At 70.7% G+C, this 12920-nt stretch carries 11 protein-coding genes; 1 reads left to right on the forward strand and 10 read right to left on the reverse strand.

Features of this window, described 5'->3' with window-relative positions:
- Window position 1 precedes the first annotated feature (1 nt).
- From B9S57_RS30690 to B9S57_RS30710, 5 genes are all read right to left on the reverse strand, one after another.
- Entirely contained in the window at window positions 2-850 is an 849-nt protein-coding gene (locus B9S57_RS30690; protein WP_103760429.1) for a carbohydrate ABC transporter permease, read from the reverse strand.
- The gene (locus B9S57_RS30695; RefSeq protein WP_103760430.1) at window positions 847-1818 is read right to left on the reverse strand and encodes a carbohydrate ABC transporter permease; all 972 of its coding nucleotides are present in this window, start codon (window positions 1816-1818) and stop codon (window positions 847-849) included. Before B9S57_RS30695 ends, B9S57_RS30690 begins: the two co-directional genes overlap by 4 nt.
- Window positions 1819-1820: 2 nt before the next feature.
- The gene (locus tag B9S57_RS30700; protein WP_103760431.1) at window positions 1821-3125 is read right to left on the reverse strand and encodes an extracellular solute-binding protein; all 1305 of its coding nucleotides are present in this window, start codon (window positions 3123-3125) and stop codon (window positions 1821-1823) included.
- A 327-nt stretch (window positions 3126-3452) separates the two neighbouring features.
- Window positions 3453-3752 (reverse strand): DUF3039 domain-containing protein, encoded by a 300-nt coding sequence (locus B9S57_RS30705; protein ID WP_103760432.1) that lies wholly within the window; start codon window positions 3750-3752, stop codon window positions 3453-3455.
- 30 nt (window positions 3753-3782) lie between these two features.
- Window positions 3783-4343: a YqgE/AlgH family protein gene (locus tag B9S57_RS30710; RefSeq protein WP_103760433.1), complete on the reverse strand. Its 561-nt coding sequence runs from the start codon at window positions 4341-4343 to the stop codon at window positions 3783-3785.
- 297 nt (window positions 4344-4640) lie between these two features.
- Between B9S57_RS30710 and murA the strand changes: the two genes are divergently transcribed.
- Window positions 4641-5981 carry a UDP-N-acetylglucosamine 1-carboxyvinyltransferase gene (gene murA, locus B9S57_RS30715; RefSeq protein WP_103760434.1) on the forward strand — a complete coding sequence of 447 codons (1341 nt, stop codon included), beginning with the start codon at window positions 4641-4643 and terminating at the stop codon, window positions 5979-5981.
- Between the two features lie 362 nt (window positions 5982-6343).
- Here the strand turns inward: murA and B9S57_RS30720 are convergent, their stop codons facing one another.
- The 5 genes from B9S57_RS30720 to B9S57_RS30745 form a co-directional block, all read right to left on the reverse strand.
- Window positions 6344-6625: an HU family DNA-binding protein gene (locus B9S57_RS30720; protein ID WP_003968811.1), complete on the reverse strand. Its 282-nt coding sequence runs from the start codon at window positions 6623-6625 to the stop codon at window positions 6344-6346.
- 402 nt (window positions 6626-7027) lie between these two features.
- Window positions 7028-8461: an NAD-dependent malic enzyme gene (locus B9S57_RS30730; protein ID WP_103760435.1), complete on the reverse strand. Its 1434-nt coding sequence runs from the start codon at window positions 8459-8461 to the stop codon at window positions 7028-7030.
- A 481-nt stretch (window positions 8462-8942) separates the two neighbouring features.
- Window positions 8943-11315, reverse strand: a complete 2373-nt coding sequence (locus tag B9S57_RS30735) for a UvrD-helicase domain-containing protein (RefSeq protein ID WP_103760436.1) — start codon at window positions 11313-11315, stop codon at window positions 8943-8945.
- Between the two features lie 84 nt (window positions 11316-11399).
- Window positions 11400-12284 (reverse strand): anti-sigma factor, encoded by an 885-nt coding sequence (locus B9S57_RS30740; protein WP_103760437.1) that lies wholly within the window; start codon window positions 12282-12284, stop codon window positions 11400-11402.
- Window positions 12281-12868: a sigma-70 family RNA polymerase sigma factor gene (locus tag B9S57_RS30745; RefSeq protein ID WP_103760438.1), complete on the reverse strand. Its 588-nt coding sequence runs from the start codon at window positions 12866-12868 to the stop codon at window positions 12281-12283. The genes B9S57_RS30740 and B9S57_RS30745 overlap by 4 nt, the downstream gene beginning before the upstream one ends.
- Between the last annotated feature and the right edge of the window lie 52 nt (window positions 12869-12920).

Raw genomic sequence — 12920 nt, forward strand, 5'->3', positions numbered from 1 at the left:
GTCAGTCCTTCACCGCTCCGCCGAGTCCGGAGACCAGGCGTCGCTGTACGAGGACGAAGAAGACCAGTACGGGAACGGTCATCACCGTCGATGCCGCCATGATCCCTCCCCAGTCGTTCTCGTCGGGCTTGAAGAAGACCAGCAACGCCATGGGGAGCGTCGACTGGGAGGTGTCGCTGATGAGGAAGGACTTCGCGAACAGGAAGTCGTTCCAGGTCGATATGAAGGAGAAGACGCTGGTCGCCACGAGGCCGGGGAGGACGAGCGGGAAGAGGATCTGCCACAGGAAGCGGGCGCGGCTCGCGCCGTCGATGTAGGCGGCCTCCTCCAGCGCCTCCGGGACGGCCTTGACGAAACCGCGCAGCATCCAGATCGCGAACGGCAGCGAGAAGGCGAGGTGCGGCAGGATCAGCGATCCCAGGGTGTTCAGCTGGCCGAAGTCCCGCATGAGGAAGAACAGCGGAATGGTCAGTGCCTCGACCGGCACCATCTGTGCCACCAGGAACATGATCAGCAGCGTCGTCCGGAACCTGAAGCGGAATCGGGTCACGGCCGTCGCGGCGAGGAAGGCGATCAGCGCGGAGGCGATGACGACCGTGCCGGCGACGGTCAGGCTGTTCAGGAAGTAGCGGCCGAATTCCTGCTGTTCGAAGACGCGCCGGAACGAGTCGAGGGACGGCGCCAGGGTCCAGGGGCGCGCCTCGGTGGACTGGATCTCCCCCGCGGGCTTGAGGGCGGAGAGCACCATCCAGTACAGCGGGAAGGCGACGGCGGCGGCGATCAGCAGGGCCGCCGCCTCCGCCGCGAGCCTCCCGGGCCGGCGGACGCGCAGAAGCGTGCGTGCGCTCACAGTTCCTCCCCCTGGCGCCGTACCAGGCGCAGATAGACGAGTGTGACGGCCAGCAGGATCAGGAGCATCACGACGCCGATGGCCGATCCGAGGCTGTACTGCGAGGAGGCGAACGCCTTCTGGTACGCGTACACGTTGAGGACCAGGTTCTGGCCGGCGATGCCGCCGCCGTTGGTCATGACGTAGATCTGGGTGAAGACCTTGAAGTCCCAGATGACCGACTGGATGGTCACGACGATCAGGATCGGCCGCAGCATCGGTGCCATGACCGACCGCCAGATCCGCCACTGCGAGGCGCCGTCCAGCGAGGCCGCTTCCAGCACCTCGGTGGGGATCGCGCGGATGCCCGCGTACACGGTCACCATCACGAACGGGAAGGAGCACCAGAGCACTTCGAGGAGGACCAGGGCGAAGGCGCTGTAGCGGCCGTAGGTCCAGGAGAAGTCCCCGAGGCCGAGCACCCTGTTGACCGGGCCGAAGTCGGGGTCGAAGAGGAAGACCCAGACGGTCGAACCGGTGATCGCCGGTGTCGCCCAGGCTCCGAGCGCGGCCATCATCAGAGCGAGCCGGGGCACGGCGCGGATCCGGGTCAGCAGGACGGCCAGGGCGCAGCCGGTGAACAGGGTGGCGAGCACGCAGGCCGTGGCGAAGAGCACGGTCGCGAGGAGCACCTGCCAGAACTGGCTGTCGCCGAAGAGCGTGGCGTAGTTGCCGAAGCCCTGGAAGGTGGTCGGTTCGCCGCCGCTGACCTGGGCCTGGGTGTACTCCAGGAAGGAGATCAGGCCCAGTTGGTAGATCGGGTAGACGAGCAGTCCGCCGAGCAGGACGAGCGCGGGCAGCAGGTAGAGCCAGGGGGTCCAGCCGGAGCGCCGCGCGGGTGAGGCGGGGCGGCGCCGGGGCGTGCGGGCGGGTGCCCCGCTCGCCCCGGGCCTCGCGGCGGCCTTGTGGAGTGCGGTGTCCGCGGTCATGGTCAGCCCGCTTCGGCGAACGCCGCGTCCATCTTCTTCGCTGCGTCGTCCGACGCGGCGTCCACGTCCTTACGGCCGCTGGCGATCTCCTGGAACATGGTCGGCAGGACCAGGGAGGCGTCGACCTGTCCCCAGGCCGGGGAGGCGGGGACGAACTTCGCGCCCGCGCCGAGGGTCTCGACGAAGGGGCCGACGAAGGGTTCCTTCTCCGCCGCCGTGCCCAGCACGTCCGTGTAGGTCGGCAGGAAGCCCATGGTGTCGAACATCTTCGCCTGGGTCTCCTTGCCGGTCAGCGACTTCATGAGGTCGACCGCCAGGGTGCGGTGCGAACTGCTCTTGAGTACGCCGATGTTGTTGCCGCCGGCGAAGGCCGGGGCGATCGAGCCCGCCGTCACGCCGGGCAGGGGCACGACGGCGTACCTGCCCTTCACGGCGCCCGCCTCGACGGCGGCGTGGCTGAAGTCCCCGCCGATCGCCATGGCCGCCTTCCCGGACGCGAAGGCGGTGACGGTCGCGTTGCCACCCATGGCCGCGCACTTGGCCGCCGGGCAGTTGTCGTCGCCGAAGAGCGAGGTGTAGGCCTCGATGCCCTTGCGGGCCTTCGCGCTGTTGATGGCGGACCGGTAGGTCACCCCGGTCTCGTCGGCCAGTTCACCGCCCTGCGCCCAGATGAAGGGCATCGCACCGTAGGTGTACGCGCCGCCGACCGCGAGGCCGTAGAGGTCCGGCTTCTCCCGGCGGATCTTCTTCGCGGTGGAGATCAGCTCGTCCTGGCTCTTCGGGGGCTCGATGCCGAGGTCCTCGAAGACGTCGGTCCGGTAGTACAGCGCGCGTACGCCGACGAAGAGCGGCGCCCCGTAGACCTGGCCGTCCACCGTCACCGACTGCTTGGCGGTCGGGTCGGTGTCCTTGGCCTCGTCCCAGGCGGCGAACTCCTCGCTGACGTCGGCCAGTCCGCCGTCCTTCACGTATCCGGCGGTGTCGGTGTTGCCGTACTCGATGAGGTCGGGGGCGCTCTTCGGGTCGTTGAAGGCGGCCTTGACGCGCTGGGCCCGGGTGTCGACGGGTATGTACTCGACCTCGACCTCGGCCCCTTCGTGGGCCTTCTCGAAGTCGGCGACCGCGGCGTCGACGACCTTCTCCTTGGGCTTGTTGCCGACCTCCTGGAAGAGCCAGACGCGGAGCGTGCCGGTCTTCGCGTCCCCCTCGGCACCGGTGTCGGAGGTCCCCGGTGCGCAGGCGGTGGCGGTGAGGCCGGCCAGCACAAGGGCCGCGGCCGGAGCGGCAATTCGGGCAGAAAGCTTCATCCGGAACCCCTACCGGTCATTCGTTGCATTCCATGCAACGTACGTTTCGTTCTGCACAACTGGCAGGAGACTAAGGGCGCGCCCGCACGCCGACAAGTGGTCTCTACCACTCTGTGACCACGTGGTGCAGCCCGTGCAACGCGCACCCCGCCCGTGCTCCGCACCGGGGGCGGACCCCCGGGTGCTCCCGGGCATGCGAACGGCCTCCGGGGCACGCGTCACCGCGCGCCCCGGAGGCCGGGGTCAGGTCCGAAAAGGCCGAAGATCAGAAAGGCCGGAGGACGGAAGTCCGAAGCGTCCGAAAAAGGGGATAAGAGGCCGGGTGGGCTACTTCTTGCCGCCGTCCTTGCCGTCCTTGCCCTTGCCCTTGTCGCCGCCGGCGCCCATGGACTCGTAGATCTCCTTGCACATGGGACAGACCGGATACTTCTTGGGGTCGCGCCCCGGGACCCAGACCTTGCCGCACAGCGCCACCACGGGAGTGCCCTCGAGGGCACTGGCCATGATCTTGTCCTTCTGGACGTAATGGGCGTAGCGCTCGTGGTCACCGTCGCCGTTCGACACCTGCGGCGTCGGCTCTACGAGGGTCCCCGTACCTGCCCCGCGCTCGGGCTCAAGAGTGCTCATAACTGCCAAGCGTACTGAAAGCTCCGCGCATCAGTTCAGCGAAGGGTCGTCCGGATACGTGGCGATCATCGCCAGCTCGCTGCGCTGCCGCCGCAGAACCGCCCGCCAGAGGTTCTCCGGGCGCGGCGACGAGACGTCGCCGGGCTCCGACTCGACCACGTACCAGGCACCCTCGGCCAGCTCCGCCTCCAGCTGACCGGGCCCCCAGCCCGCGTATCCGGCGAAGATCCGCAGCGAGCCGAGCGCCGCCGCGAGCAGCTCCGGCGGGGCCTCCAGGTCGACCAGGCCGATCGCCCCGTGCACCCTGCGCCAGCCCAGGGGCCCCTCGTCGCCGGGGATCACGGCCACGCCGAGCGCCGAGTCGAGGGAGACGGGTCCGCCCTGGAAGACCACGTCCGGCTCGCCGGCCAGACCGGCCCAGGACGCCAGGATGTCCCCGACGCCGACCGGGGTGGGCCGGTTCAGGACGACGCCCAGCGAGCCCTCCTCGTCGTGGTCGAGGAGCAGCACCACCGCACGGTCGAAATTCGGGTCCGCCAGGGCGGGTGCGGCCACGAGCAGCCGTCCTGTGAGCGAGGACACCTCCGTCATGGCACAGATGATCCCGCATCTTCGCCCTTCGCGGACACCAAGTGGCACGCCCGCTCCCGGACGGCCTCCGTCCGCAGCTCAGGGCGCACCGCCGCCGCACGGGCGCACGGGGAGCGCACGCACGCGGGGCCGCCGGAGGACCCGTACGGGCGGTGACCCTCCGCAAGGCGCGGCCAGCAGAACGTGTTGGGGCGGATTCATGACGTTCCCCTGCGCCCCGGCGCCTTACGGAAGGGGGGCGAAAGCCCATTACCCTTTTGATGGCCCCCTGCCCGACCACTCCGGAACGCGAGATACATGACCGGCACAGACGATGTCCTGCTTGTCCACGGCGGCACCCCGCTGGAGGGCGAGATCCGCGTCCGAGGCGCCAAGAACCTGGTGCCGAAGGCAATGGTCGCCGCGCTGCTCGGCAGCGGGCCCAGCCGGCTCCGCAACGTGCCCGACATCCGCGATGTGCGGGTGGTCCGGGGGCTGCTGCAGCTGCACGGCGTGACCGTCCGCCCCGGCGACGAGCCGGGCGAACTCATCCTCGACCCGTCGCACGTCGAGAGCGCGAACGTCGCCGACATCGACGCCCACGCCGGCTCGTCGCGCATCCCGATCCTCTTCTGCGGCCCGCTGCTGCACCGGCTGGGCCACGCGTTCATCCCGGGGCTCGGCGGCTGCGACATCGGCGGCCGGCCGATCGACTTCCACTTCGAGGTGCTCCGCCAGTTCGGCGCGACCATCGAGAAGCGGGCGGACGGCCAGTACCTGGAGGCCCCGCAGCGGCTGCGCGGCACCAAGATCCGGCTGCCGTACCCGTCGGTGGGTTCCACCGAGCAGGTGCTGCTGACCGCCGTCCTCGCCGAGGGCGTCACCGAACTGTCCAACGCGGCCGTCGAGCCCGAGATCGAGGACCTCATCTGCGTACTGCAGAAGATGGGCGCGATCATCTCCCTGGACACCGACCGGACGATCCGGATCACGGGTGTCGACAGGCTCGACGGTTACACCCACCGGGCGATCCCGGACCGCCTGGAGGCGGCCTCCTGGGCGTCCGCGGCACTGGCCACCGAGGGCAACATCTACGTGCGCGGCGCCCAGCAGCGCTCGATGATGACGTTCCTCAACACCTTCCGCCGTGTCGGGGGTGCCTTCGAGATCGACGACGAGGGCATCCGCTTCTGGCACCCGGGCGGCGCGCTGAACGCCATCGCCCTGGAGACGGACGTGCACCCCGGCTTCCAGACCGACTGGCAGCAGCCGCTCGTGGTGGCCCTGACGCAGGCGGCCGGCCTGTCGATCGTCCACGAGACGGTCTACGAGTCCCGGCTCGGCTTCACGTCGGCGCTCAACCAGATGGGTGCGCACATCCAGCTCTACCGCGAGTGCCTCGGGGGCTCCGACTGCCGCTTCGGGCAGCGGAACTTCCTGCACTCGGCGGTCGTGTCCGGGCCGACGAAGCTCCAGGGCGCGGATCTGGTCATCCCCGACCTGCGCGGCGGGTTCTCGTACCTGATCGCCGCGCTGGCGGCCCAGGGCACGTCCCGGGTGCACGGCATCGACCTGATCAACCGCGGCTACGAGAACTTCATGGACAAGCTGGAGAAGCTCGGCGCGAAGGTCGAACTGCCGGGCGGCTCACTCGTCTGAGAGCCCGCCCGACGCGCTCCGGCGCACGCACAGTGCTGCCGCACACAGCATTGCGCACCTGCGCACCACGGCCCGCCGCCCCGGCCCCCGTACGAGGGACCGGGGCGGCGGGCTCTGCGCTGTACGGCCCCGGCTCCCCCGGCTCCCGCATCCGAACGAGCGCCGCAGAACGCCCGTACAGGGCCGAACGTGACGTGTGGCCCTCCCGGGGCCCGTCCGGGGGGCTGGGGCGCCGCAGCCCGCCTCACAGCGCCCGCACGGGCGGTGTGCGCGGGAGCGAAGGCTCCGGGACCGGGCTCCGGGTACGCCGAAGGGCGGCCGTCCCGGTCGGGACGGCCGCCCTTCTTGGTGCCCAGGGGGCCTTACTTGCCCTTGGCGGCTTCCTTGAGCTTCGAGCCCGCGGAGACCTTCACGCTGTAGCCGGCCGGGATGTTGATCGGGTCGCCGGTCTGCGGGTTACGAGCGGTGCGAGCGGCACGGTGGGTGCGCTCGAAGGTCAGGAAGCCGGGGATGGTGACCTTCTCGTCGCCCTTGGCGACGATCTCGCCGACGGTCTCGGCGAGGGCGGCCAGAACGGCGTCGGCGTCCTTGCGGGTCACCTCGGCACGGTCGGCCAGGGCGGCCACCAGCTCACTGCGGTTCATGTTTGTACTCCCGTGTTCTTCTTGCCTGTGAGGCGTGAGATCGAAGCCGATGCTGCCAGGGCCCTCTGACAGTCCCCGGACCCGGGTCTGATGTCAGACCCTCGCGCCCGAATACGCATCCTGCCCCCACCTGCGGCGCTAACGCCAATCCGGAACCCCTCGGCGTCACACGAAAAGCACCACCGCATGGCCGTGATGACGTTCCGTCGACTTGTTGGAGCGGTCCGCAGCGGATGCCGGGCCTGTGGGGCTCGCTGCCCGCCCACCCTAAAGGGGCGTTTGGGACGCCGCGACCCGCGACGCGCCGTACGGAGCGCCCGGACGTGAGCTACGGCACCGTCCGCAGGAGCCGTGGCCGACCCCCGCGGACGGCGTGTGGTGGGGCCGTCCGGACGTACGGTCCTACGCCGGGTCGACCGCGGCCTCGGCGACCCCGGCGGCCTTCGCGGCCTCCCGGACGGCGCCCGCGACGGCACCCGCGACCTTGTCGTTGAAGACCGACGGGATGATGTAGTTCGCGTTCACCTCGTCCTCGGCGACGACGTCGGCGAGGGCACGTGCGGCGGCGATCATCATCTCCGTGTTGACGGTGCGGGACTGGGCGTCCAGCAGACCGCGGAAGACACCCGGGAAGACCAGCACGTTGTTGATCTGGTTCGGGAAGTCGGACCGCCCGGTGGCCACAACGGCCGCCGTCTCACGCGCGATTGCCGGGTCCACCTCGGGGTCCGGGTTCGCGAGCGCGAACACGACGGCCCCTTCCGCCATGGCCGCCACGTCGGTCCCGTCCAGGACGTTGGGGGCGGAGACACCGATGAACACGTCGGAGCCGACGACGGCCTCCTTGAGGGTGCCGGTGTAGCCCTCGGGGTTGGTGTTGTCGGCGATCCAGCGCAGCGGGGAGTCCGGGGTGGCGTCCACCAGGTCCTCGCGGCCCGCGTGCACCACTCCGTGGATGTCGGCGACGACCGCGTGCTTGACGCCGGCGGCGATCAGCAGCTTCAGGATGGCCGTACCGGCCGCTCCGGCGCCGGACATGACGACCCGTACGTCGCCGATCCCCTTGCCCACCACGCGCAGCGCGTTGGTCAGCGCGGCCAGGACGACGATGGCGGTGCCGTGCTGGTCGTCGTGGAAGACGGGGATGTCCAGGGCCTCACGCAGCCGCGCCTCGATCTCGAAGCAGCGGGGGGCGGAGATGTCCTCCAGGTTGATGCCCGCGAAGCCCGGGGCGATCGCCTTGACGATCTCGACGATGGCGTCCGTGTCCTGGGTGTCCAGGCAGATCGGCCAGGCGTCGATGCCGGCGAAGCGCTTGAAGAGGGCCGCCTTGCCCTCCATCACGGGGAGCGACGCCATCGGGCCGATGTTGCCGAGGCCGAGGACGGCCGAGCCGTCCGTGACGACCGCGACGGAGTTGCGCTTGATGGTCAGGCGGCGGGCGTCCTCGGGGTTCTCCGCGATCGCCATGCAGACCCGCGCCACACCGGGGGTGTAGATCATCGAGAGGTCGTCACGGTTGCGGATGGGGTGCTTGGACGCCATCTCGATCTTGCCGCCGAGGTGCATCAGGAACGTACGGTCGGAGACCTTGCCGAGGACGACGCCCTCGATGCTCCGCAGCCCCTCGACGATCTCGTCCGCGTGCGAGGTCGAGGAGGCCGCGATCGTGACGTCGATCCGCAGCTTCTCGTGGCCGGAAGCGGTCACGTCGAGGCCGGTGACCGAGCCACCGGAGGACTCCACGGCCGTGGTGAGGTGGGAGACCGCTGTGCCGCTCGCGGGCACCTCCAGCCTGACCGTCATCGAGTACGAGACGCTGGGCGCCGTTGCCATGGCCGAGTCCTTCGCTTTCCTGAGCTTCGTTGCCGCACGCGTCCGGGGCAGAGCACCGCACGTGCGTTCCGATCGTCGCACCTACCGACCGGTAGCCGGTAATGACTGCCACCTTTCGGAAACTTTTTTCCACCATACGAGAAGTTGCCGTCCTGCGTAACCCCGGACCGGCTGTGAAACGAAGGGCTCCGGAGGGCCCGGCGGGGCGGGAGGAAGACGGGGAGGCACCCCCGGAACAGAAACAGACCCGCGCCACCAACAGGTGACGCGGGTCTGTCTTCTTCACGTAGGTGGCACCGGCCCGCCATGCTCGCCTCGCGGCAAGTGGTCGCTCGTAGCGACGATGGTTGGGCCCGGGGGCTTGGATCGAACCGGTGCCGACACCAGGCTAACAAAGACCCCGGAGAAGTGATTCCTGTGCGACGTGTTGACTCGGAAAAGTACGCCGCACGCGGGCACCGGCCGCCCCCTCCCAGTCCCTTCAGTCCCTCAGCAGGTCCGGTACACCGTCCTCGTCCGGCATGTCGCGCTCTCCGGAGACGACCGTGAGCTGCTGCGTCGCACGGGTGAGAGCGACGTACAGCACCCGCAGCCCCGCCGGGGACTCGTCGGCGATCTCCGCGGGCGAGACGACCACCGTGGCGTCGTACTCGAGGCCCTTCGCCTCCAGGCTGCCCAGTGCCACGACCCGCTCGCCGAGCTCCTCCAGCCAGGCACGGGCCTCGGCGCGGCGGTTCATCGCGACGACCACCCCGACGGTGCCGTCCACCCGGGCGAGCAGCCTGCGGGCCTCCTCGCGGACCGTGGCGGCGAGATCCCCGTCCCGCACCGTCTCGAAGCGCGGCTCGACGCCCGTCGAGCGGACCGCGGCCGGGGACTCCATCCCCGGCATGGCCAGCGCCAGCACCTTGGCCGCGAGCGCGGCGATCTCGGCCGGGTTGCGATAGTTCACGGTGAGGGTGAAGTGGCGCCGCGGCCGGTTGCCGAGCGCCTCGTCACGAGCGGCCGCCGCCTCGTCCGGGTCCGACCACGAGGACTGGGCCGCGTCGCCGACGATCGTCCACGTCGCGTGCCGGCCCCGGCGGCCCACCATCCGCCACTGCATCGGCGTCAGGTCCTGTGCCTCGTCGACGATGACGTGGGCGTACTCGGTGCGCTCCGCCGCCAGCCGCTCGGCCCGCTCGCGCTGCGTCTCCTCGCGCTGCGGCATCAGCTCCTCCAGCCCCGTGAGCTGGTCCAGCGGGTCGGCCTCCCGCTTCCGCTTCGGGCGGGCCGGAGTGCCCAGCAGCATCTGCAGCTCGTCCAGGAGCGCCACGTCGTGGACGGAGAGCGGCCCCTTGCCCTCCCCGTCCAGCCGTCTCAGGGAACGGGCGAGGCGGCGCACCTCGCCCTGGTTGAGGATCCGGCGCGCCCACCTGCCCAGCCGCCGCTCGTCGGAGAGCGCGGCCAGCACCTGGCGAGGGGTGAGCTCCGGCCACCAGGCGTTCAGGAAGGTGAGGAACGGGGTCTCGGTGGACACGTCCTCGTCGAACGAGGAACGCAGCTCCGCGACCAGCTCGGGGTCGGTGTAGCGGCCTCGGCCCGATGACTTGTTCCACAGGGCGTCCAGGAGCAGTTTGCGGGCGCGCGGGCGCAGCATGTTGACCGGGGCCGTGCCGCCGAGGACGTTGTGCCGGATCCGCCGGAGCTCGTCCGCCTCGAGCTCGACGCGGGCGCCGAAGGCCACCACCCTCAGCCGGGTGGGGGTGCCGGCCTCCTCGGCCGGGGCGTCACCGAACTCCAACTGCCCCTCCTGGGGGGCCGGCCTGGGCGGGAGCTGGTCCAGCGCCCCGCGGGACGCCTTGCGCAGGACGTGGAGCATCCGCGACGAGCCCTTGACGCGGGCGACGGCGGGCTCGTCGTACGTGGTCGCCCCCTCGACCCCGGCGGCCTCGTCGGAGAGCGAGCCGACCGCACGGATCGCGACCTGGCCCTCCTCGCCGAGCGAGGGCAGCACCCCTTCGGTGTACGCCACCAGGAGCGGGGTCGGAGAGACGACGAGAATGCCGCCCGCGTACCGCCGCCGGTCCTGGTAGAGCAGGTAGGCGGCACGGTGCAGGGCCACCGCCGTCTTGCCCGTGCCGGGGCCGCCCGAGACCTCGGTGACGGAGGCGGCGGGGGCACGGATCACCAGGTCCTGCTCGGCCTGGATCGACGAGACGATGTCCCGCATCGTGTGGCTGCGGGCCTGGCCCAGTGCGGCCATCAGGGCCCCGTCACCGATGACGGGCAGCTTCTCGCCGCTCAGGAACGCGGTCAGCTCCGGGCGCATGAGGTCGTCCTCGACGCCGAGGACCCTGCGGCCCTTGGAGCGGATCACCCGGCGGCGCACGACCCTGCCCGGCTCCTTGGGCGTCGAGCGGTAGAACGGCGCGGCGGCCGGAGCGCGCCAGTCGATCACCAGCGGCGCGTAGTCGGAGTCGAGTACTCCTATGCGGCCGATGTGGAGCGTCTCCGCGATCTCGGCGGCGCCGTCCTCCCCCACCGCGTCGTCGGCCGTCTCGACGGAGGTGAAGGCGCCGTCCGGGCCGCGTTCGCCGTCCTTGCCGCGCAGCAGGTCGATCCGTCCGAAGAGGAAGTCCTCGAACTCGCTGTTCAGCCGGTTGAGATGGACCCCGGCGCGGAACACCTGGGCGTCCCGCTCGGCGAGCGCCCCGGGGGTGCCCACCTGGCCCCGCCTGCTGGCGTCCTGCATGAGAAATTCCGCCTCGTCGATCTTCTCTTCGAGACGGTGGTAGACCCGGTCCAGATGTTCTTGTTCGACACCGATCTCCCGGTCCCGCAACGAATCGACAGCGGCATCCTGCGCGGCCACCGGGGCCCCCTTCTGACGTGCATAGAGCAGCCGTCAACCGTACGCGAAAGGGGGCCCCGAGCGCACCTGCCGACGAGATCGCGTCTACGCGTCGATCTCCACCAGCCGCTCCCCGTCGAAGGTGCGGACCTCGAAGTGGTCGATGTCCCCGCGCGCCATCGCCGCGCCCCCGTGCACGTAGAGCGGACGCTCCGCGCTCGCGTGGGAGGAGCCCTCGATCCCGTACCCCCATTTCGGCACGGCCCAGGAGGTGACGACCTCCTCCTCACCCCGCTTGGACACGGCGATCAGGCTGCACTTCTGGGGTCCCTTGACGTTCTTCAGCTCCAGGACCGCGTGCGTGCCCCAGGCCTTGGGTTCCATGCCGATCGTGGCGTCCACCCGGGTGACGGGGTCGGTCGCCCCCACCTTCTCCGGCATGTGGTGGAAGAAGGCGTCCTCGGCGGGGCTGGTGGGGTGCGGGTCGGCCGCGACGGCCCGCCCGCCCGGGTCGTCCCCGGCCGTGGCGGTGACGACGGCCACCGGGCCGCCGATGACCAGGACCGCCGCCGCGGCGATCAGGAACCGGGTGCGCCTCCGTCGCTGCGACCGCTTCCGAGCGACCTCGTCGACCAGGCCGTCCAGCATCCGGGGCGCGGGCCGCTCCGGGACGTGGGGGACGGGGCGCGCGCCCGGGACGGCGGCGGGTGACTCCGAGAGCATGGCCAGCATCGGCTCCATCCCGGCGAACTCGTCGAGGTGGGCGGCGCACAGCGCGCATCCGGCCAGATGCGCCTCGAAGGCGCTCGCCTCCGCGTCGTCGAGGACGCCCAGCACATAGGCGCCGGCGGCGTCGTGCCCCGGGCCCTCCGGGGGAAGGCCGAGGAGTCCGTCGGGCATGCCCGGCGGCCGGGAGGGGCCGGAAGGGCCCACGAAGCCGCGGGGACCGGCCGGCCGGTCCCCGAACGGCTGCCATTCGCCGTCGCTCATGCCGTGATCCCCCTCTCCTCGAGTGCGAGCTTCATGGAACGCAGTGCGTAGAACACCCGGGACCGCACGGTCCCGCTGGGGATGCCGAGCACCTCCGCGGCCTCATTGACCGTACGGCCCCTGAAGTAGGTCTCGACCAATGCTTCCCGGTGGGCCGGGGTCAAATCGTCGAGAGCGTCCGAGAGGGTCATCAGCCACAGCGCCTTGTCGATCTCGTCCTCCGCGGGGATGACCTCCAGCGGCGACGGATCCACCTCGCGTGGCCGGGCCTGCCGGCTGCGGTGACCGTCGATGACGATGCGCCGGGCGACCGTCACCAGCCAGGGTCGGACGGAGCCGGTGGCCCGGTTGAGCGAACCGGCGTTCTTCCAGGCACGGATGAGCGTCTCCTGCACCACGTCCTCGGCCCGCTGGCGGTCACCCGCGACGAGCCGCAGGACGTACGCGAGCAGAGGGCCGGCGTGTTCACGGTAGAGCGCCCGCATCAGCTCCTCGTCGGGAATGTCCGAAGGAGGGCGGGGCGGGGCACCGCGATGTCGAGCCCTGTGCGGACGGTCATCGGCCACGGCCGCATCCTTGCGCACCCGAACCTCCCGGTCGAGACCCTGTCGAGCTCTGTGGCCATCGGTACGGAAG

The sequence above is a fragment of the Streptomyces sp. SM10 genome, assembly GCF_002910915.1.
Classification (GTDB): Bacteria; Actinomycetota; Actinomycetes; order Streptomycetales; family Streptomycetaceae; genus Streptomyces.